At 43.5% G+C, this 20,666-nt stretch carries 19 protein-coding genes and 1 pseudogene; 7 read left to right on the top strand and 13 right to left on the bottom strand.

Annotated features, from left to right (window positions below; genetic code table 11):
• The first annotated feature begins 19 nt into the window (after positions 1-19).
• On the top strand, positions 20-1,030 hold the full coding sequence (locus tag ACRRSX_RS03850; RefSeq protein ID WP_432454539.1) for an alpha/beta hydrolase: 1,011 nt from the start codon (positions 20-22) through the stop codon (positions 1,028-1,030).
• A gap of 612 nt (positions 1,031-1,642) precedes the next feature.
• On the opposite strand, the gene ACRRSX_RS03845 is transcribed toward ACRRSX_RS03850, so the two are convergent.
• Positions 1,643-1,948, bottom strand: coding sequence for a hypothetical protein (locus ACRRSX_RS03845; RefSeq protein WP_432454540.1), 306 nt, complete (start codon positions 1,946-1,948; stop codon positions 1,643-1,645).
• Positions 1,949-2,170: 222 nt separating this feature from the next.
• Here ACRRSX_RS03845 and ACRRSX_RS03840 point away from each other — a divergent pair, with 222 nt between their 5' ends.
• Positions 2,171-3,445 carry a substrate-binding periplasmic protein gene (locus tag ACRRSX_RS03840; RefSeq protein ID WP_432454541.1) on the top strand — a complete coding sequence of 425 codons (1,275 nt, stop codon included), beginning with the start codon at positions 2,171-2,173 and terminating at the stop codon, positions 3,443-3,445.
• Positions 3,446-3,868: 423 nt separating this feature from the next.
• Here ACRRSX_RS03840 and ACRRSX_RS03835 read toward each other — a convergent pair whose 3' ends face one another.
• The 11 genes and pseudogenes from ACRRSX_RS03835 to ACRRSX_RS03785 all read right to left on the bottom strand — a co-directional run bounded on the left by ACRRSX_RS03835 (position 3,869) and on the right by ACRRSX_RS03785 (position 14,590).
• Positions 3,869-4,861: a transposase gene (locus ACRRSX_RS03835; protein WP_432454542.1), complete on the bottom strand. Its 993-nt coding sequence runs from the start codon at positions 4,859-4,861 to the stop codon at positions 3,869-3,871.
• A gap of 91 nt (positions 4,862-4,952) precedes the next feature.
• Positions 4,953-5,138: pseudogene (locus ACRRSX_RS03830) on the bottom strand (transposase); the annotation flags it as partial.
• Between the two features lie 138 nt (positions 5,139-5,276).
• A complete protein-coding gene (locus ACRRSX_RS03825; protein ID WP_432454543.1) occupies positions 5,277-6,029 on the bottom strand; it encodes a hypothetical protein in 753 nt (250 codons plus the stop codon).
• Complete coding sequence (locus ACRRSX_RS03820) at positions 6,026-7,558, bottom strand: AMP-binding protein (protein ID WP_432454544.1); 1,533 nt, start codon at positions 7,556-7,558, stop codon at positions 6,026-6,028. Before ACRRSX_RS03820 ends, ACRRSX_RS03825 begins: the two co-directional genes overlap by 4 nt.
• A gap of 663 nt (positions 7,559-8,221) precedes the next feature.
• A complete protein-coding gene (locus tag ACRRSX_RS03815) occupies positions 8,222-8,590 on the bottom strand; it encodes a hypothetical protein (RefSeq protein ID WP_432454545.1) in 369 nt (122 codons plus the stop codon).
• Positions 8,590-9,195, bottom strand: a complete 606-nt coding sequence (locus tag ACRRSX_RS03810) for a hypothetical protein (RefSeq protein WP_432454546.1) — start codon at positions 9,193-9,195, stop codon at positions 8,590-8,592. Before ACRRSX_RS03810 ends, ACRRSX_RS03815 begins: the two co-directional genes overlap by 1 nt.
• 685 nt (positions 9,196-9,880) lie before the next feature.
• Positions 9,881-10,240, bottom strand: a complete 360-nt coding sequence (locus tag ACRRSX_RS03805) for a hypothetical protein (RefSeq protein WP_432454547.1) — start codon at positions 10,238-10,240, stop codon at positions 9,881-9,883.
• A complete protein-coding gene (locus ACRRSX_RS03800; protein ID WP_432454548.1) occupies positions 10,240-11,289 on the bottom strand; it encodes a hypothetical protein in 1,050 nt (349 codons plus the stop codon). The genes ACRRSX_RS03805 and ACRRSX_RS03800 overlap by 1 nt, the downstream gene beginning before the upstream one ends.
• A gap of 271 nt (positions 11,290-11,560) precedes the next feature.
• Positions 11,561-12,307 (bottom strand): phosphatase, encoded by a 747-nt coding sequence (locus ACRRSX_RS03795; protein WP_432456102.1) that lies wholly within the window; start codon positions 12,305-12,307, stop codon positions 11,561-11,563.
• Positions 12,308-12,583: 276 nt separating this feature from the next.
• The gene (locus ACRRSX_RS03790) at positions 12,584-13,021 is read right to left on the bottom strand and encodes a hypothetical protein (protein WP_432454549.1); all 438 of its coding nucleotides are present in this window, start codon (positions 13,019-13,021) and stop codon (positions 12,584-12,586) included.
• 255 nt (positions 13,022-13,276) lie between these two features.
• Positions 13,277-14,590, bottom strand: coding sequence for a methyl-accepting chemotaxis protein (locus tag ACRRSX_RS03785; protein ID WP_439022893.1), 1,314 nt, complete (start codon positions 14,588-14,590; stop codon positions 13,277-13,279).
• A gap of 411 nt (positions 14,591-15,001) precedes the next feature.
• Between ACRRSX_RS03785 and yciA the strand changes: the two genes are divergently transcribed.
• Both yciA and ACRRSX_RS03775 read left to right on the top strand, forming a co-directional pair.
• On the top strand, positions 15,002-15,403 hold the full coding sequence (gene yciA / locus ACRRSX_RS03780) for an acyl-CoA thioester hydrolase YciA (RefSeq protein WP_432454550.1): 402 nt from the start codon (positions 15,002-15,004) through the stop codon (positions 15,401-15,403).
• A 92-nt stretch (positions 15,404-15,495) separates the two neighbouring features.
• A complete protein-coding gene (locus ACRRSX_RS03775; RefSeq protein ID WP_432454551.1) occupies positions 15,496-16,557 on the top strand; it encodes a ParB/Srx family N-terminal domain-containing protein in 1,062 nt (353 codons plus the stop codon).
• 120 nt (positions 16,558-16,677) lie between these two features.
• Here ACRRSX_RS03775 and ACRRSX_RS03770 read toward each other — a convergent pair whose 3' ends face one another.
• Entirely contained in the window at positions 16,678-17,427 is a 750-nt protein-coding gene (locus tag ACRRSX_RS03770; protein WP_432454552.1) for an endonuclease, read from the bottom strand.
• Positions 17,428-17,815: 388 nt separating this feature from the next.
• Between ACRRSX_RS03770 and ACRRSX_RS03765 the strand changes: the two genes are divergently transcribed.
• Genes ACRRSX_RS03765 through ACRRSX_RS03755 form a run of 3 tightly spaced genes read left to right on the top strand, consistent with a single transcriptional unit; the run spans position 17,816 to position 20,490 of the window.
• Complete coding sequence (locus tag ACRRSX_RS03765) at positions 17,816-18,775, top strand: ABC transporter substrate-binding protein (RefSeq protein ID WP_432454553.1); 960 nt, start codon at positions 17,816-17,818, stop codon at positions 18,773-18,775.
• Between the two features lie 12 nt (positions 18,776-18,787).
• Positions 18,788-19,690, top strand: a complete 903-nt coding sequence (locus tag ACRRSX_RS03760; protein WP_432454554.1) for an ABC transporter permease — start codon at positions 18,788-18,790, stop codon at positions 19,688-19,690.
• A complete protein-coding gene (locus ACRRSX_RS03755; RefSeq protein ID WP_432454555.1) occupies positions 19,687-20,490 on the top strand; it encodes an ABC transporter ATP-binding protein in 804 nt (267 codons plus the stop codon). The genes ACRRSX_RS03760 and ACRRSX_RS03755 overlap by 4 nt, the downstream gene beginning before the upstream one ends.
• Positions 20,491-20,666: the final 176 nt, after the last annotated feature.

Raw genomic sequence — 20,666 nt, 5'->3', positions numbered from 1 at the left:
GACTAAAAGGTAAAGGAAAATGAAATTGACAAAATCTATTTTGGTAATGGCATTGTGTGCGAGTAGTTTCGGGGCTTTTGCTCATTCAGGTTCATACGGAGTTGAACCTCATACTCAAAGCTTCTTACAAGCTTTGGAAGGAGGCCAGCCAATTGAAACGATGACACCAACAGAAGCCAGAGCAGTATTGACCGGTGCGCAAAAAGGAGCGGCTTTGGCACCTGCGTCAGTTAAAAGTTATACCATTAACGTTGATGGTCAAAAAATAGCTATTAAAGTGGTCAGACCCTTAGAAGCGGAAGGCAAACTTCCTGCTTTCATGTTTTTCCATGGAGGTGGATGGGTGCTCGGTGACTTTCCTACACACGAGAGACTGATTCGAGATCTAGTGGTTCGCTCTGGTACAGCTGCAGTATATGTTGATTACACACCGTCGCCTGAAGCGAAGTACCCAGTAGCAATCAACCAAGCTTACGAGGCAACGAAGTGGGTGGCGGAACATGGTGATCAAATCAACATTGATGGTAGTCGTTTGGCTGTAGCGGGCAACAGTGTTGGCGGGAATATGGCGGCAGTTGTTGCTCTGAAAGCCAAAGAAGCCGGAACGCCTAAACTCCGATTCCAATTGTTACTATGGCCAGTCACGAACGCCTCGTTTCAAACTTCTTCCTATGATCAATTCAGCAATGGTCATTTCTTAACGCGTGGAATGATGAAGTGGTTTTGGGATAACTACACAACGAGTCCGGTTGAGCGAAATGAGATTTACGCATCACCTTTACGTGCATCTCTTGAGCAACTTTCCGGTTTGCCGGATACATTGATTCAGACCGCAGAAAAAGATGTACTACGAGATGAAGGTGAAGCTTATGGCATCAAGCTTCAGCAAGCTGGTGTTAATGTCACTTCCGTTCGCTACAACGGTATGATTCACGACTTTGGTATGTTAAACGCGCTATCAACTACCCCCGAAGTTCAAGACTCATTGACGCAAGCTGCACAAGCTCTTGCTAACCATTTAACAAACTAAGTTCTAGACATCTTATTGATAGGTGCTTTGCGGAACCAGCAAAGCACCTCGTTTATAATTAATTTTCAATTCGCAGCACAAGTAATTTGAAAGTGCATTCATACTTACAACATCAGCAATTTCAGGTCGCCCGATAAATTGAGAGTCGATTGATCTAGTGGTCAACTAAAATTGGCCACCGTTTATAGTTTTCCCAATACAGTCGTTCAGACTCATTGGGAGAGTTAAAGTGGACATCCATGATAAAAAACACAAACATTGTTAGTTTAGACTGTTATCAGCATTCTTATCACGCTTTGCCAATCACTCGACCAACTGTGCCCCACGTTTAGGGCAAAGCTCACCAGATTGTCTCTGACAGCTTTTTCAGCAACTAATTCACGAACATTAGCTTTGTGCTTAAGTGATGTTTGAAAACCTCTTTTCAGCTTCAATACCTCAAGCTTAGCGGTGAGCGCTGTAACTTCTGGCTCACTAAATTTGCTCTCCTACTTCGAACGAATGTAACGCAGGCAACCACGTATATGCGTAACGTTTTTAGGCATAGCGGTTTTGAAAGTGGCATCAACGGTAAAATGGACATCCATGATAAAAAACACAAATATTGATAGTTTAGACTGTTATCAGCATTCTTATCACGCTTTGCCAATCACTCGACCAACTGTGCCCCACATTTTGGACAAGTCTCGCCTGATTGCCTCTGACGGCTTTTTCAGCAACTAATTCACGAACATTAGCTTTGTGCTTAAGTGACGTTTGGAAACCTCTTTTAAGCTTCAATTCCTCAAGCTTAGCGGTAAGCGCTGTAACTTCTGGATCACTAAATTTGCTCTCCTGCTTCGAACAAATGTAACGCAGGCAACCACGTATATGCGTGACATTTTTAGGCATAGCGGTTTTGAAAATGGCATTGCCCACAAAGCATACTACGGAGATTTTGATGACCCAACGGATCTATCCTTAGATAACAATTTGGAACACTATGTGCCCCTCGACAATAGAAATCTGCGGCCAAGATGAACGCAGACTAGATTGTAACCATACTGTGGTTCTGTCGTGGTCATGGGAATGCTATTTCCCCCCTGCCGAGTCCTCGCATGCACTATGCTTTAGTATAATCAACACTGACTAAGCAAAACGATGAACATACTGAAACGCCTCCGATTAAGCGCAATCACTTACAACCGAGGGCACCTCAACATCATGGTGAAATTCACGCTAATGGCGTGGCTGCTTTTCGGTAGTCTGCATGCAAACAGCAATCCTGCTACATTGCGCCTGTACACCAATATATCGCCTCCCTATCAAGAAATACAAAACAACCAACTGGCAGGCAGTTCGGTTGAAATTTTAGCGTGTTTGATGGAAACACTCGATTGGCCCTATGCGGTTCAAACAGCGCCCTGGAAACGGGTTTACTCCCGGGTTAGAGCGGGTGAAGCAGATGGTTTTTTCAGTTCCCTCCCTTTCCCTCAAGCCAATGACTTTGCTGCATTGTCCTCCCCGGCTGCCTTAGAGAAATGGTACTGGTTCTATACGTCTCCAGAGCTTGTGAAGGATAAGGTTGGCATTGTGCGTGGCGCCACTGTCGATCTGTGGCTGCAAGCTGCCTATCCGACGATTAAAGTGCAACGAGTGAATACCCTAGACCAGCTGGTCAAACTACTGATCAAAGGTCGGGTTAATAGCATTTTGATGGATAAGCAAACCTTTGAGAACGTGCAAAAGCAAACACTAGGAAAGGAAATTAACTCGCAATTCGAAAAATATAGTCCGTTGGGTTTCTACTTTTCTAAAGCCTACTTAGCCAATCACCCAGACTTTCTCGACGCGTTTAATCAGGCGTTGCCGAGGTGCGTCAGCTCACTGCCCACCCTGTCCAATACTGAGCGAGTCCTGATGGAGCGAATTGCCACAGAGAAAATCAGTGAATGGGTCAACAACCCGCAGGTGATCCGTGCTGTTGAGCAAAGTAATCAGCGCACATCTTCATTAACAGACGCCAACCTCGCTGACTTAAATAGCGGCCTGCAAAAGATACCAACAAGGTTACAAGCTAAAGTTGACTCAATAATCAATAGTGAGTTATCCGACTACCTCGAAGAGATCGCCGCTAACTCGGCAGGGCTTTACTTAGAGATAATCGTGTTTGACGCGCGAGGAGTGAATGTAGGGCAAAGCCAACCAACGTCCGACTATTGGCAAGGAGATGAAGCCAAATACAGCCAAACCTACTTACAGGGTAACGGTGCTATGTTTATCGATGATATTAACTATGATGCCTCCACACGCAACTTTCTGGTACAAGTTAGTCTGACCATAAGCTCCGCAGCAAATGATAATCCGATTGGCGGGGTGACTATTGGTATCGATATCGAAAAAGCGCTAATGACTTACTACTCGCCTAACGAGTAACCTATTAATGACAACTTCAAAATAGCTTAACCAAGAGTTAAAGTAGACATCCATGATAAAAACACAAAGACAGTAACAACGTTAGTGAAGTGAACACCACTGCAATCATTTAGTCCTCTGGCTGTTCTCATGCCAATTAACGGGTAAGTTTGCAAAAATGGCTCATTTCGTTGATTTTTGAAACCATACACGCCTCAGCAAAGCTGATGATTGAGAATAGTTAAAGTAGACATCCATGATAAAAACACAAAGACAGTAACAACGTTAGTGAAGTGAACACCACTGCAATCATTTAGTCCTCTGGCTGTTCTCATGCCAATTAACGGGTAAGTTTGCAAAAATGGCTCATTTCGTTGATTTTTGAAACAATACACGCCTCAGCAAAGCTGATGGTTCAGACATAGTTCGAAAGCAAGCTCGCGCTTAAGCGCGATTTAGCAAACGTTTGCAGCAACTTAAACCGGCCGTTCGTTGATGCCCCATATGCTGATGATATTCTCTAAGCAAGCGCTCTTGACCAACAGCGCCAGAAAAGTGCCGTTCAAACTCACCGCTTAAAGTCAGCCACTGCGCTTCATTTATCCCTAAGCGTTGGATGATGGAACTTTCTCCACTGTCGATGTCACCTCGTTTATCTTCTCTTACCATGCGTCCGGTCATATCGACTAACTCAAGATAGTCTTTTAGCTCAAAGGGTAAGCCTTGGGGCATCGGCTCTCTTGGGTTACCCACAAAGGGAAACAGGTTTGTTGCCTGGGCTTGTTTTAGCTGAGCGGCTTTTGCTCGTCGCTGTACGCTGGTATGAGCGGAGCCCTCTGGTGTACTCGCCATCTTGGCTCTGATGGGGTTTAGGTCTACGTAAGCCATACACGCTATGAGGGCGGCTTCATCCAAAAGCGCTTGGGATTTAAAGCGCCCTTCCCAAAATCGACCGGTACATTGGTCTTCTTGATTGGCGGCTCGCGCAATGTGTTCGTTTAAATGGCGCATAAACCAGCTTAAATCATACAGGCGAGTCCGGTACACTTCGGCGGTGGCGCGAATGGCCTGCAGTTGCACTTCATCTAACTGCGGTCGTAACTCAAGGTTGAGATACATCTGAGTCAGTAAGGTGCCCTGATGCAAGCTATGCCAGCGTTTTAAGACTTCATCCATTGACCAAGCTTCTGCTTGAGCCCTATCGATATGCAATACAACATGCGAGTGGTTACTCATGACAGCATAAGCACAAACATCAATGGCGAACACTGACGCTAATTTGAGTAAATAATCCTCGACCCACTGGCGGCGGTGCTCATAGCTTTTGCCGGTTTGTTGGTCTTCGCCACACAGAAACGCCCGCCGAACACAACGCGAAACACAATGATAGTAGGGTGTATCCGATAAGCTCACCTGCGAGCGTCTTGGCCGAGGCATGATGATAACTCCCCAAACAAATAACTATTGATAGTTTAGACTATTATAAGCGTTTCGTTAGTTGGGGTGGGTGTCTTCTTAAATCGTTCCAAACATCAATCGCGAACACCGACGCTAATTTGAGTAGATAATCCTCGACCCACTGGCGGCGGTGCTCATAGCTTTTGCCGGTTTGTTGGTCTTCGCCACACAGAAACGCCCGTCGAACACAGCGAGAAACACAATGATAGTAGGGTGTATCCGATAAGCTCACCTGCGAGCGTCTTGGCCGAGGCATGATGATAACTCCCCAAACAAATAACTATTGATAGTTTAGACTATTATAAGCGTTTCGTTAGTTGGGGTGGGTGTCTTCTTAAATCGTTCTTGAATCGTTGAATCGGGTTTCTTCTTGGATCGCTAAAAACCATTAGCCTTATTTATAGGCAATAAACTCACAATAATGCTCTCTGTATTTACTGGCATCAATTCTAGCTATTCTTTTAAAACCGGCTTCCACTAGCATTTGCTTAAATTCCTCTTCTGCTATCAAATGCGAGTATCGAGTAAAGCTATAGATATCACCTGCAATAGTCATTTCTACCTCCCATTTTCTTTTTTTGGTGCTTTTATCATGGATGATGGTCTCCCTTACATTAACCGGAAGGCAGTTCACTTCGGTTTCATCATGACTAATGCTTATTGGGTGTTCATAGTTAAGGTATTTATCTGAAGGTATGTCAATATACAAGCACCCCCCACTTTTAATGGACTTGAAAATGCCTTTGATAGAATCTTTCATTTCTTTTACGTTGGCGCTTTGGTTATCTTTGTCCCACATATCTGAATAGACGATGGAGTTGCCTCTGCATAAAATCAGTTCGAATAGCTCTGGTAGCTTATCCCCTAATTCTTGCCATTTTATTTTTAAGGGAGATGTCTTTACACTCGTTGTTTGAGCATTTTTATTGAAGCGGGATATCATGTTTTCACAAGCATCAGAGCATGTTATTTTGTATCCTGAATCTATTAAGTCGATGATCCCAAAGCCTGTACCCACAGAACAATCTAAGATATTGCCATGTTTGTATGGCCTAATAATGTCCTTAAGTGAATTAACTAAAGAGTCTCGGCATGAAACAGCGCTTAAGTAATAGTCCAGTTGAGCAGGAAAGCTTAGTGGCTTCATGCTAAATCCTTATATTTTTCGTATAGCTCGTTATCTTCGATCCACTGTTCTAAAGCCTCTCGGTTAACTTTACTGTTATGGCGAGAGTCGCTAGGTAATAGTGAAGGGTAAAATAGTATCTGACTATTGGGGTATCCGATTTCTTTAAGCTTTAGCTTAAGAGACTCTTGTTTAACTTGCTGATGTTCTTGTTGAGGAATGATGAGGCTGACTATATCTCGCTCTTTATGATAAACCACCGCACTAGATAGACAATTGCCATGGATATTCAGGCATTGTTCTATGGCGTCTGGACAAAATAGGCCGTGTATTGATTCAAAGGAATATTTTTTTCTGCTCATGAGCCAAACCATACCCGTGTCATCTATATACCCTAAATCTCCCATTTTATGCCAAATTTCGGTGCTATTTTCTAAGTTTACTTTTGATGACTGCGTTATATCTTTTCTTCTGAAATATTTTTTGGTTATTCGTTGGCCTGAAACGATTAGCTCGCCTATTGTATTGCTGTTTAGGCGCTTGGGATATGCTGAATCGTTGTTACTTTCGATTACAGCAACATTTATGCCTTGGCATGGTTTACCCAAAGGTATTCCTTTGTTATATAAGGTTTTTTCTAAAGATAAGGCTTTAAAGTCTTTGAATTCTATTTGAGTGACAGGAAGTAAGGCTTCTGTGCTCGCATAGGGGATGTAGATCTCGCCGCAGGTCATGGTATCTGAAAGCCTCTGTAGCATGACTAAGTTTAAAGATGCGCCTGCTGTTGAAATTATCTTGATGAAGTCAAGCTGATGCTGTGTTCTTTGACAGTATTGTGTAAGCCTAATCCAAAATGCAGGTGAGGCAAATATATAGTCACTCCCATATGTTTTCATTTGAAAGAATATGCTTTCTATAGACATCAAGTTTGGCTGAGTGGTCCTTGTATTTGGAATGATGGCTTTCTTGTCATTATAAATACAAGCCAACGCTAAATACGGGAATAACACGAACTCGCAGTTGACTTGCTTATGAAAGTGTTTGAGTTCCATTGCTTGGGATTCTAGTTGCTCTAGTGTCCACGGTACTCCTTTAGGTATACCGGTTGTTCCTGTTGTGTATAGCAACATGCAAGCCGAATCTAAGGCTGGTTTATCGTTAAAAACGGGGCTTGCTGGTGCCTTATATAGCTCATTCATAGTGGTTGTTTTAAATTCGGGGATGTCTTGGTTGCTAATCCACAGCACTGGTTTTAACTCATCGATACAAGTAACTAAATTTTTTTTGCTTTGCTTGGGATCGATTAAACTGGGGATAATTCCTGAAATAAAACAGCCATACAGAAGGCTGTAATATTCATATGATGCAGACATAGTTACAACGATGAAATCGCCTCTTTTGGCGCCTAAAGACAATAGTTTTCCCGCTACATCATAGGCTGATTGTAGTAGCTCTGATGCTAGAATTTGCTTAGCGCTAGCAATGTCGACTAGCACCACGTTGTCATTATGGGATGCTCTATGCTGCAATTTTTTTATAAAAGGATTCATTATTAACCCATCAATTACTATTGAGTATTATGTATATAATTATTTTAATCAGTAGTCACGAGGTATTTGAACTTATATGGTCACCCCCGCTGGGTCAAGTTAGATCCAGCAAGTTTATTAATGTACTTCTTTAAGTAGACATCCATGATAAAAACACTGCCGACGATGCTCATAGCTTTGGCCCATTTGCAGGCCTTTGCCACACAAAAAAGCCGTCGAACACAATGATAGTAAGGTGTATCCGATCAGCTCACTTGTGAGCTTCTTGACTGAGGTATAACGATAGTTCCCCCAAATAAATCACTATTGATAATTGAAGTTATTAATGAAGTTTCGCTTGTTCGGATGGGTGTCATGGTTATTGATGGTTATTTGCGTTCGCAACTTAAACTGGTCGTTCGTTTATGTCCCATATACTGACTCCTGTTTAGACTGCTATCAGTATTTAGTTAGTTGGAATGGGTGTCCTCTTTGACTGTTGGAATGGGTGTCTTCTTTGGCTACGTTTGTGTTTTTTATCATGGATGTCTACTTTAACTCGCTGTCCTAGGCATACTTATTCGCGCAAAGCACAACCATGCCAACATAACTGAAAGCATAAATACACCACAGCCAATAAATGAAGAAACACCCAATAAGTACATCATCAGCTATAACAAAGTGCTATATGTCAGCCACTAACTCAGAGAAAAAGATGGATAAAACTAGTAATATACCTAACATTGCTATTGCAGATCCCCAAAGCCATAAAGCCAAGTACCAATCTCTTTTTGCGGCTAATTTACGTGTAGCGCTTACTGGGACAAATTGATAGTTTTGATCATTCATTCTTTCTGTTTTAAATAAAATAATCGTGGCATAACTCAGCACGCGGAATCCAAGCCCATCCCAGTCAACCCTTTCAATACCTAATTGATTAAATTCTCGTTCTATCCTTTTCATAGTCATATTTGAGAAAACTAACCACGCTATCATCATCGAAATAGCAAAAATAAAAAAAGCTAAAAGTAGCCAATCAGATACAGCTATCATTAAAGCGACCTCGGCACATAATTAAACACGCCTTCCCTATCATAAAGTTTTGAGACTCCATATTGCGCCCACTTGTCACCCTGAAGTGCCGCTAAATATGTCGCTCCAATACCTATACAGATGGCAATAACCCACCCCACAGGCGTAGCAGTTAGGCCGATAGCTGCAGCAGTCACAGCTTTGGCAGCGGCAGCTCCTGCTAAAAATCCCATCGATAAACCCGCTGTTTGCACTACCGCAGTTTTCTGCCAATCTTTACCTTGTTCAAAATCCGCCTGCACGATTTTACCTCGTCTATATATATCGTAACCGAGAAGAAGATGACCAGCTCCTTTTAGCCCCAATGACATCCGCTTTAGGCTTTGTAGCTCTTTAACGTTTGTCACTCTAATTGGCGCATCCGTACGTGCACTTTTAGCTTTATTAATTCCACGAGTAGCATTATTAAGCACCGTTCCTTTACGCGCTTTAACAACCGATGTAGCTTTAGTTAGTTCAGTGCTAAAAACTTCATTAAGAGACTTCCATGCTGTGCGAGCACTAGACTCTAATTTCATCATCTGTATTTTAGGTAACTTAGCTTGGTGCACGGCTCTCACCGCCATTAAACTTCTTTCGTAAGCTTTTAAGCTGTTCTCTAAAGCCGCGCCTCGATTCTCTAGTAACCCAACTCCTGCACTCGCAAAATTAACCTTTTAGTCATAACAACAAGTTTCAATAAAGGAACACTAGGATTACCATTCCTACTAATGAGCACCAAAGCCACAGTGATATGTACCAGTCTTTTTTCGTCGCTAGCTTACGGGTAGCACTCACTGGAACGAAAGGATAATTACTGTCATTAAGCAATTTTGTTTGAAACAAAATAATCGTTGCATAACTCAATACCCGAAAACCAGGTCCATCCCAGCTTCCACAACTGAAGCCCTGCTTTATCAATTCAGGTTCTATTCGTCGCATGGTGAGCTTTGCACTTAATAGCCAAGCTATCATTGCTGATACTCCAAGCATCAGAAAAAATAACTGTATCCAATCTGCGTAGATTGAAGGGGCATGCTCCATCATAAAGTCCTTGGAATACGGCTATATATACCATTATGCTCATGGGCGTCTTTGGCTAAATTTGCCTAAATCATCGCCTGCCACAGCAACAATCGTTATTCTTAATTCAACTGCTCACTGACTATTTTTGTAGAAGTTCTGGAAAGAATACTCGACAACCAAGCAACCATTGACGACACAAAAGCAATCATGAAAAAAACTTAAGCATATCTATAAAAATTAGTGACTCTAACTCCATATAGACCATGTAGCTATAGATAGAAGCAAACCAATACCAGAAGACCATAACCATAAAGCCAAGTACCAATCTAGCCTTGTTGCTAACCTTCTAGTTTCTCTAACAGGAACAAACTGATAATTAGAGTCATTCATCCTTTCTGTTTTGAACAGAATAACTGTTGCGTAGCTAAGCACCCTAAAACCAGGTCCATCCCAATCTACCCTACTTATGCCTTGCGTTTTAAACTCCCGCTCAAGCCTCACCATGCACTTTCTAGAAAAAGCCAGCCAAGCTATCATTGTTGATACCCAGCAAAGCCCCCCGAACAGTTGAGCCCAATCTGCAAAAGTTAAAGCGGTATGTTCCATTACAATGACCTTGGAATACGGTTAAAGGTTCCATTTCGCTCATAAACGTCTTTGGCTAAATTTTTTCCAAAATCATCTCCGGCTACAGCCGCCAAATAAGTCGCTCCAATGCCAATACCAATTGCAATTACCCACCCTACAGGCGTAGCAGTTAAGCCGATAGTGATAGCTGCAGCAGCCACAGCCTTTGCTGTTAAAGCTCCAGCAATAAAGCTTATAGACAAGCCTGCAGTTTGAACTACCGCAGTTTTCTGCCAATCTTTACCTTGTTCAAAATCCGCCTGCACGATTTTACCTCGTCTATATATATCGTAACCGAGAAGAAGACGACCAGCTCCTTTTAGCCCCAATGACATCCGTTTTAGGCTTTGTAGCTCTTTAACGTTTGTCACTCTAATTGGCGCATCCGTACGTGCACTTTTAGCTTTATTAATTCCACGAGTAGCATTATTAAGCACAGTTCCTTTACGCGCTTTAACCACCGATGTAGCTTTAGTTAGTTCAGTGCTAAAGACTTCATTAAGAGACTTCCATGCTGTGCGAGCACTAGACTCTAATTTCATCATCTGTATTTTAGGTAACTTAGCTTGGTGCCCGGCTCTCACCGCCATTAAACTTCTTTCGTAAACTTTCAAGCTGTTCTCTAAAGCCGCGCCTCGATTCTCTAGTAACCCTACACCTGCACTCGCAAAATTAACCTTTTCTTTATTCACCCATTGATTGAGTCTACTGGCCGCAGGCGCAATCTGCTGGTCAAACAGCTCGGCTAATCCAAGTGTTATGTCGCTACCTAGTTGAGCATTTACATTGGCTAACGAGCGACGGTGACAAGAAGGGATAGTTTGCAGTTGTCTGCATTGCTGCATTGAATTGGTAGGAGTGCTGCTTCCGCTTGAGCGAACAACATAAGGCGTTCCTGCATGCAGAAAGCCACCAGATTGCAAAGAATTATCATTTAAGAATGTATTAAACTCTGCTTCACTCGCAAAATCAGCAGGCTTTAACTGACGGCTCCGAGTACTAAGATAAATCTCCGCTTGTTCACTCACAGTTTGTTCCTTTTACTGTCAAAACAGAAATGAAGGAACACGGTAAAATTAAATAACAAATAAGTCAATAGCAATCGGGAAAACTATTTTAGCAATGACTTGCTTAGAGCAGCTAGTATGGGCATCCACGGTAAAAACTACTTCGCTTAAGCAAGGTTTTTTGTATTGGACGCCCCCGTTTAGCTTATAAATCAGGTCTAAACGGTGCCCGTTAGGCTTCATCGGCGTATATCGCACTGCAAAGTGTTTTCATACAAATGCGGATCCTCACTTAGCTTAGTAAGTCGGCAAATTCTTGATGAAGCGCTTTTCCCTTATCGGCTAAATGATCCAGTAGCGACAACATGCTGCGATTAATGATCCGCTCGGCAGGAAAGGCGTTCGCCTCTAGTAGCCCCAAGGCTTTATCGAAGCGGCCTATGTCGTAGGCGATGTGCGCATCTGAACCAATACTTAAAGGCGCATCGTGTTTTTTAGCCAGTTGAATGATCCGTTCACAATTGGCTTCGCTGCCCTTACGAGAATGAATAAACGAACTGTTATTAATTTCCAAGGCTACGTTATATTCCGCCGCCGCTTTGACAATGGCTTCAGCATCGATAGGAAAGCTGGGGTTGCCCGGGTGGGTGATGACATTCACCAGCCCATTTTTGATGGTATTAAGCATGGCTTCGGTGTTGATATAAATGGACTTCGGTTGAAACACTTCCTGATGAAAACCACATAAAATGATGTCCAATTGAGCCCGCATGCGCTCATTACAATCAATTTCTCCCGCTGGCGATTTGATATTGGCTTCAATGCCGCGAAGAATGCCAATGCCCTGATCGACCCGAGGAAACAAGGCGCAATTGATAAAGTGCCACTCATGAGGGGCATCGGTCATGTCTGGCCCGTGGTCGCTTACCGCAAACATCTTAATGCCATTCTGTTTGGCATAATGAACATAGTCGTGCAGGGTACTATAAGCATGGGTGCTGGCGATGGTATGTAAATGCAGATCGACTTCGGGTTTGATTTTCATAACGACCTCTAAAGTATGAAAGGGGAATCAGCAAGTTTATTGTGACTAAGATCCGTTCTGCCAACAAGTGAATAAGCGCTCTAATTCCATATCAACCATGTAGCTATAGATAAGAGCAAAGCAGCACCAGCAGACCATAACTACTGTAGCTTTAGTTAGTTCAGTGCTAAAGACTTCATTAAGAGACTTCCATGCTGTACGAGCACTAGACTCTAATTTCATCATCTGTATTTTAGGTAACTAAGCTTGGTGCCCGGCTCTCACCGCCATTTAACTTGTTTCGTAAACTTTCAAGCTGTTCTCTAAAGCCGCGCCTCGATTCTCTAGTAACCCTACACCTGCACTCGCAAAATTAACCTTTTCTTCATCCAGCCATTGATTCAGCTTGCTGGCTGCAGGAGTAATCAGCAGGTCAAATAACTCGGCCACCCCAAGTGTTATGTCGCTGCCTAGCTGAGCATTTACATTGGCTAACGAGCGACGGTGACAAGAAGGGACAGTTTGCAGCTGGCGGCATTGCTGCATTAAATCGCTAGGTGCGCTACTCCCGCTTGAGCGAACAATGTAAGGTGAACTTGCATGAAGAATACTGCCAGCTTGCAGCGCGTTATCACTTAAAAAGGCATTGAACTCGGCTTCATGTGCAACGTCATTCAATTTTACCTGACGACTTTTCGTACTCAGAAAAATCTCCGCTTGTTCACTCACTATTTAGCCCTTTAATGGGTAAATGACAAAAACATAAATTAAACACTATTAATCTTGTCGCCAATAAAGTTTGATTTAAAAGCATTATTTGCTCGATAAATCAGCAAAAGTCGCTGACATTTCTAGAGCAGCATAAGGTCAGTTACCACGCTGTCAGAGCTCTATAAACAATCAATGTTAGCTTGTTGTTTGTTGAAACAAGTCCCTAGCCAATGAGTGAGAATTCTCGCTATGGCCCTATTCAAAAACCACGCCCTAGAGTCTCTGGTTAAACTGACTCACTACATCTACCACTTGTTGCGCGCCACTTTGAATATCTTCCATCATCTGTCCAGCTTCAGTCGATAACTCTAGTGCTTCGCTAGCCTTCAATTCACATTGAGAAATCAAATTAACCGCGTCGCCAGTTCGTTTGAGATTTTCTGAAACCATCATCACAATTTCTTCGGTCGTGGTATTCGTTCTCGATGCTAGTTGGCGAACTTCATCTGCAACAACAGCAAACCCACGCCCCTGCTCTCCAGCGCGCGCGGCTTCAATCGCCGCATTCAGTGCCAGTAAGTTTGTTTGATCGGCGATACCACTGATACTGTTCACCAATTCACTAATTTTTTGAGAATGATCATTTAAGGCGGCAATACCGGTGTTCGCTTCACTCATGTACTCTGCAAGCTCCTGCATCCTCTGATTGGTAGCCTTAATCACCTGTTGTCCTTGAGATGTTTGATGTCCAGTTTTCTCTGACACTTCATTGGCTAATTGAGCCGCTTCGGCTGCTGATTGTTCTTGAATCACTTGATCAGTAATCACAGTGGCGAACTTTACAACCTTATAAAGTTCTCCCCTATCGTTGTGGATTGGATTATACGAGGCCTCTAACCACACGGTTTGCCCCTGGCTATCAAGCCGCTTAAAGCGCTGCGATACAAATTGGCCACTCGCCAAGCCTCTCCAAAACGATTGGTACTCTAGAGAATTTGATTCTTCAGAGCTACAAAAAATACGATGATGTTTACCCACTATTTGTGCGTTGGTATATCCCATTGCGCTTAGAAAATTATCATTTGCCTTTAATATCACACCATCAATAGAAAATTCGATGACCGCAGCGGAACGATTTAAGGCATTCAGCATGTCTTCTTGTTCGCGCGACATTTGAATAGTTCGAGTTAAGGCTGAAGCAAATAAGCTATAATGAGTTAGCTTGTTACTACTATTTTTAATCGGTTCTAAAATAGCTCGCAGCCAAGCCTCTTCAGCATTGCCCTTGTTCACTTGCAGCGCGCCATCCCAATGCACCGCTTGCTCAATTGCTTGCTTCATTCGCTTGTAATGTTCAGTGTTTTTCGCTTGATCTGGCACCAGGTCGGTAATGTGCTTATTAATAAGATCCCCTTGCCTCAAGCCAAGTTCTTGTTCAAACCTTTTATTCACCGAAGTCACACGCCCCTTTTCATCCAGTGATATTCTCAACATTCCTTCTTCAAGACCAGCACGCGCTTGTTTAAGCATCTGGAGTTCTTCAGTTAACTTCCGGTTTTCTTTCAACAGTCGCTTATTAAAAAACATATTTCCCCCGACGATCCGTAGACTTATATTTTGCGTTCAAGCAAGCCAAGCCACCTATTGATAGTCTAGACAGCTGTGAAGGGATTGCCAATCAGAGTCTTCTACTTTTGATTAATCCAATCATAGAACAAGCAACAGCAAGAACATCAACCATTATAAGTAATACTTAAAATAGCCATGACATGGAGGCGATTGTAGAATAAGTTTGAAAAAGACCAGAGTAAGTTGTGAAAACATATACTTTTAGAGCCGTATACAGCCTTATTTAAGTCAATTTAGTTCATGCTGCAGCCTCTAAATCTTCTACTTATGCACTCCGTGAGTTTGCTTATATTTTTGATATAATAGTATTTTTCAACAGCAGACCAGCAGTTTGCTTAATTACTTATTTGTTATTGTGGCGATTAGAACATGAATCAGAAAGTTAGTGCTCCAAAAGGGCAATTATTACTCCGAACCTTGGCCATGCCTGCAGATACCAATGCCAATGGCGATATTTTCGGCGGCTGGATCATGTCTCAATTGGATTTAGCGGGTGGTATTTTAGCCAAAGAAATTTCCAATGGCCGGATAGTCACCGTGTCGGTTTCCAGTATCACCTTTGAAAAACCGGTGAAAGTGGGCGATGTGGTGTGCTGTTATGGTGAGTGCAGTAAAATAGGCCGAACCTCAATGTCTATCGATCTTGAAGTCTGGATCCGCCAAGTGAAAGAAGATGATGTTGGTGAACGCTTCCAAGTTTGCCATGCTACCTTCAATTATGTCGCCATCGACAGCAATGGTAGGCCCCGCCCAATTAAAAAATCAGATTAATAACACATCATTAGAATATCAACAGAGCTTAGAATACTTGCCTCACTAAAAATCGGTAACTTACTTGGCTTAAAAGGAATGGAGATTACACCATGGTATTGATTTCACCAAAATCACACGCCCCATGGGGGCTTGCCATTGCTTTGTTTGCGGCCTTATTAAGCACCGCTTGCCAAGCAAAAATAAGCGAGAGTGATCCCTATTTAGCTTCGCTTAAAACCGATCTACAAACCAAACCATTCGACTTTGAAAAAGGCCAATTTCGCTGGATTAAGCTTGGGGATTTACGTCCCACTCAGGCGCTAATTGGCCATGACCAAGTGAATTACAAATTGGGGCGCTACCAAGCCGAACCACAAAAGATGTATCAAGAAATTTGTGAGTCTTATGGGGCAAGCAGCAACAAAGTAAAATGGAATGCACAGTCTTCCCCTTTGCAGCCAGCTAGCTTCAGCTGCTCACAAGCATTAGTCAGCCGCTCCAGTGATGTAAAAACAGCCATCGTCGCACCCGACGGCCAACTTTACCTGACCGATGGTCACCATACCTTTAGCACTTTTATGGATATGCGCAGAGGAGGTGCAAACATGCCGGTACTGGTAAAAATTCAAGAGAATTGGTCAAAGCCAAGCATCCAAACCGAAACTCCAATGGCGCAATTTTGGCAAGATCTCGCTAATAGTAACAATAGTTGGCAGTTTAGTGTTAAGGGCGCAGCAATAGATTATCAAGACATGCCAAAACATGTGGGTCGGCAATTTTTAGCCAACCAAGCTTTTCGCTCCCTAGTCTATTTTGCCAATGGCATAGGCTGGGATAAAACACAGGCAACTCCAATTAATTTTCTAGAATTTCATTGGGGGCAAACGCTGGCAGAAGACATCTCCATTGACCCCGCTCGTTTAAGCGATAGCGACTACTATCTCGCTAAAATAGAACAAGTTGCAAGACAGATGCTGGCCTATGCACCCGATAAAGTCATCGCCCAAAGCCACTACAGCGCCCAACAACTGGGACAAAAAAAAGCTTGGAACAAACAGAGCTCTAAACGCTTTAAGCAATTACTTTGTAAAGGCAAGAAAAAACATCTGGGTAAGCTCGGCTACGCCTTAAGCTACCAACACCCCGGCTTATTAACAGAGCTTTGCCACTAAGCCATGCGACTGCTTTGCTATATCAATATCCGCTTATCATGCTGCTGTCAGCATCAACTCTTAAGCAATCAGAGCAAAACCTTTAGCCTGAATTACTCTGATGGTGATGCACTTGGTTAATCAACCACATAGCTTGTGCAATACCGGGTTCACATTGTGCTGCACTTGTTGAATTCTTGCTGCGCGTTTACATTCAAAAGCACTGACTGGATATTGCTTATTCCAGGCTTGCATTAACTGTCGTTGACTCGCGCTCATCTTATATTTGGGGTAACTCGCTTCCATATATAAGTAACTTCTGGCAATTTGTCCGCGCGCAGACTCCGGAGGCTGAACCTTGCGATTTTTGATCCGCATATCACAAGAGCCAAAACTGGAAGCATTACTGCTAAGTAGAGTGAAGTTATAATTAGAGCGACTGGCATTCACCGCACCAATCGCTGGGAACAAATTATACAGATCAGCCTGCATCAAACGGTACTCAGCATTAACCTTTTCAGCACATTTTCGCCCTTTATAGGCTTTGCCCTTTGAGTTAACACACAAAGGATGACCTTCCCGCCACGCCACAAAACTACGGCCAAAATTTTCTGCTGGCACCACGTGCTCAGTTTCGTATTTAGCCAAGCGATTTTTATATTTTGGACTTGAGAAACCTCGATCCAGCGTCAATTTGCGTTGACTATCAAACCGAGCTTCACAATACAGGGTCTTCCTGTCGGAAGGCTCAACATAGACCTTTTCAAGTAATAAGCGCTTTGCCTTACTAAATGACTCAATGGTGAGATTACCATCGGCAAACACCGAGCTAGAAACAAGTAGTAGCAGCCACCATACAAAAGGGCGAAAAAGGGAGAAATATCGATTCAAGGCTTGGTTATCTTATGGTCACGAGTTGGCGGGCTAACAATCCACAGCTATTGGCAATGATGAGCCCAAATTTAATCATTAAATGATATAAATTTTATACGGTTTATTCCACAAAATGTCGCATAAAACTAAGGCAATGAAACCACCACCCAGTTGATAAAACCAACAATAATAGCAATAACCACAACTTAATCTAAAAAATGAGACCCTTTATTAAGCTCGAACAGTCACCATTTGCGCAACTAAACATGAATAATCACCACAAAATGTGCTTAATCACGGTCTAGCTGGCAGTTTAAAGAGACTAGCGGTTTGCAGCGCTTAAACGGTGGAGTACACTAGCGAGCTATGCAAATACAACGCAAATACAATTAAAAAGGACGAATTGATGAAGCTACATGCTGCGCTTAAAACCATGCTGCTTTCCGCTGCAATGATCTGTATCCCCCTTCAAGCGAAACAGGTATATGTTGCCACCACCGCCATTGTTGAACACCCAGCCTTAGACGCCGTACGCGATGGCGTGAAAGAATACTTGGCAGAAAATGGCTACAGCGGTGATGCACTTAAATTCACCTATGAAAGCGCCCAAGGTCAACCAGCAATTGCTTCGCAAATTGCTCGTAAAATGGTAGGCGACCAACCCGATGTCATCGTGGCCATCGCCACCCCCTCAGCGCAAACCGCAGTGAGTGCCAGTCAAAACATTCCGGTGGTATTTTCGGTTGTCACCGACCCAATTGGTGCAAAAGTTGTCCCTAGCCTAATCAAACCCGGTGGCAATGTGACTGGCCTAAGCGACATGGTTAACGTTCAACAACAGCTCGAACTAATCAAAGAATTTATGCCTAATATCAAACGTTTGGGTATTCCTTTCAATCCAGGCGAAGCAAACTCTGTGGCAATTGTAAAAGCGATGACCGAAGCCGCTACTGCCATGGGTATCGAAGTGATCGAATCGGCTGCACCTAAATCTTCAGACGTGATGATCGCCAGCAAACAACTTGTGGGTAAAGCTGATGCCATCTACTGCTCCACCGACAACACCATTATTAGCGCCTTTGAATCGGTAGTAAAAGTAGGGATCGACGCAAAAATCCCAGTATTTGCCGCAGATACAGCTTCGGTAGAGCGAGGTGCAGTTGCAGCTGTCGGTTATAACTACACCGACTTAGGCCGTCAAACTGGTGAAATTGTATTACGCATCTTGCAAGGCGAAAAACCTGGCAACATCGATGTAAAAATGGCCGAAGGCACCGATCTTTATGTGAACCCTAAAATCGCCCAACGCATGGGGATTGAGGTTCCGGCGAGTGTGCTTAAGCGCGCCAATAAGATCTTCAAATAATAAGGCCATATAATGTCAATGTTTGCATTTTTAGGCACCCTTGAGATCGGCTTTATCTTTGGGTTGGTCGCCATCGGTGTTTATTTGACTTTCCGCATTTTAGACTTTCCCGATCTCACCGTAGACGGTAGTTTTACCTTAGGTGCGGCAGTCACCGCTTCACTGATTGTGATGGGGGTAAATGCCTACCTCGCCACACTCATTGGAACCCTTGCGGCAGCTTGTGCCGGTTTAGTTACGGCATGGCTCAACTTGCGTTTTAACATTTTACACTTGCTGGCCAGTATTCTTACCATGACCGCCCTATACACCATTAATCTGAGGGTGATGGGCAAACCAAATGTCGCCTTGATTATGGAACCAACGGTGCTCACACCTTTTGAAGGTTTGGGCCTGGATAACATGTATCTCAAGGTGATTTTTGTCGCAGTATGCGCGGTACTTGCTGGCATCGCTGTCGCTTGGTTTTTAAATACCCAATATGGCCTAGCCATGCGTGCAGTCGGGGCTAATCCCCGCATGGCACAAGCCAATGGGATAGTGGTGAAAGAAAAAGTCTATGTGGGCTTGGCATTATCCAATGGCTTAGTTGGCTTAGCTGGCGGCCTATTCGCCCAAACCAACGGCTTTGCTGATTCCACCATGGGCATTGGTACCATTGTGGTGGGTTTAGCGGCAGTGATTATTGGTCAATCCTTGTTTGCCAGCCGCTCAATGTTAGTGATTATATTGAGCTGTATTGTTGGCTCGTTACTTTATCGGGTGGCGGTATCGATGGCCTTAAACGCTGATTTCCTTGGCTTCACCGCCTCCGACTTAAACCTGATTACCGCGGTGTTAGTTGGACTTGCCTTAATCTTTCCGCAGTTACGTAACGAGTGGAAAGCCAAACGCGCCAAGGAGGCCAGCCAATGATCCTTTGTGAAAATTTACACGTTACCTTTAATCGCGGTTTACCCACCGAAAAACTGGCATTGAGGGGCATCGATTTAACCATTCCTCAAAGTCAATTTGTAACCGTGATTGGCTCTAACGGTGCAGGTAAGTCAACCTTGCTCAATGCCATTGCTGGAGACGTATCTTCCCACAAGGGCAAGATATTTTTCGATGAACGCAATGTGACTTCCCTACCGGCCACTGGACGCACCAAAGATATTGCCCGAGTATTTCAAGATCCCTTGGCCGGCACCTGTGGTACGCTCACGGTTGAAGAAAACATGGCTTTGGCTTACGGGAGGGGCAGTCGTGGCAAGCTGAGTACAGCGCTCAACTCATCCTTGCGCAAATTGTTTCGCGAGCAGTTGAGTCGTCTTAATCTAGGTCTAGAAAATCGCTTAGATGCCGAAATGGGTTTGTTATCGGGTGGTCAACGACAATCGGTAAGTTTGCTGATGTCGGCCTTGCAACCCAGCAGTATCCTGCTATTGGATGAACATACCGCGGCACTCGATCCAAAAACGGCGGCCTTGATCATGGATATATCTTCACAAATTATTGCCGAAAAGCAACTGACGGTGATGATGGTGACCCATTCGATGCGTCAAGCATTGGATTATGGCTCGCGCACCATCATGCTACATGAAGGCAAAATTGTGTTTGATTTATCTGGCGAGACCCGCGCTAACAGTGAAGTAAAAGACTTACTAGAACTGTTTGCCAAGGCGCGTAACGATGATACCGAGCTAGACGACGACAAGTTATTGTTAGGCAGCTAAGTTTGACGATTCATCGCGAAACTTAAACCAGCGAAGGGCCTTGGCGCTTCGCTGGCTGTTCCTCCAGCACTGATTCCCCTCCTTTTTCTATACGCTTCACCGATTAATCAACAATTGTTTCTTCACATTTGTTGAATCCTTTCTTTACACAAGTGTTCGCATGATTCAGTAGTCAA

This window comes from Agarivorans sp. QJM3NY_30, assembly GCF_050870855.2.
Taxonomy (GTDB): Bacteria; Pseudomonadota; Gammaproteobacteria; order Enterobacterales; family Celerinatantimonadaceae; genus Agarivorans.
The sequence above is the reverse complement of the archived record's forward strand: the minus strand, read 5'-3'. Positions and strand labels throughout refer to the sequence as shown.

What these genes read in the sequence shown, in the direction of transcription:
- ACRRSX_RS03850 (WP_432454539.1), top strand. Translation starts at nt 20, where the DNA reads ATGAAATTGACAAAATCTATTTTGGTAATGGCATTGTGTGCGAGTAGT.
- ACRRSX_RS03840 (WP_432454541.1), top strand. Translation starts at nt 2,171, where the DNA reads ATGAACATACTGAAACGCCTCCGATTAAGCGCAATCACTTACAACCGA.
- ACRRSX_RS03835 (WP_432454542.1), bottom strand. Translation starts at nt 4,861, where the DNA reads ATGCCTCGGCCAAGACGCTCGCAGGTGAGCTTATCGGATACACCCTAC.
- ACRRSX_RS03825 (WP_432454543.1), bottom strand. Translation starts at nt 6,029, where the DNA reads ATGAAGCCACTAAGCTTTCCTGCTCAACTGGACTATTACTTAAGCGCT.
- ACRRSX_RS03820 (WP_432454544.1), bottom strand. Translation starts at nt 7,558, where the DNA reads ATGAATCCTTTTATAAAAAAATTGCAGCATAGAGCATCCCATAATGAC.
- ACRRSX_RS03815 (WP_432454545.1), bottom strand. Translation starts at nt 8,590, where the DNA reads ATGATAGCTGTATCTGATTGGCTACTTTTAGCTTTTTTTATTTTTGCT.
- ACRRSX_RS03810 (WP_432454546.1), bottom strand. Translation starts at nt 9,195, where the DNA reads ATGGCGGTGAGAGCCGTGCACCAAGCTAAGTTACCTAAAATACAGATG.
- ACRRSX_RS03805 (WP_432454547.1), bottom strand. Translation starts at nt 10,240, where the DNA reads ATGGAACATACCGCTTTAACTTTTGCAGATTGGGCTCAACTGTTCGGG.
- ACRRSX_RS03785 (WP_439022893.1), bottom strand. Translation starts at nt 14,590, where the DNA reads ATGTTTTTTAATAAGCGACTGTTGAAAGAAAACCGGAAGTTAACTGAA.
- yciA (WP_432454550.1), top strand. Translation starts at nt 15,002, where the DNA reads ATGAATCAGAAAGTTAGTGCTCCAAAAGGGCAATTATTACTCCGAACC.
- ACRRSX_RS03775 (WP_432454551.1), top strand. Translation starts at nt 15,496, where the DNA reads ATGGTATTGATTTCACCAAAATCACACGCCCCATGGGGGCTTGCCATT.
- ACRRSX_RS03765 (WP_432454553.1), top strand. Translation starts at nt 17,816, where the DNA reads ATGAAGCTACATGCTGCGCTTAAAACCATGCTGCTTTCCGCTGCAATG.
- ACRRSX_RS03760 (WP_432454554.1), top strand. Translation starts at nt 18,788, where the DNA reads ATGTCAATGTTTGCATTTTTAGGCACCCTTGAGATCGGCTTTATCTTT.
- ACRRSX_RS03755 (WP_432454555.1), top strand. Translation starts at nt 19,687, where the DNA reads ATGATCCTTTGTGAAAATTTACACGTTACCTTTAATCGCGGTTTACCC.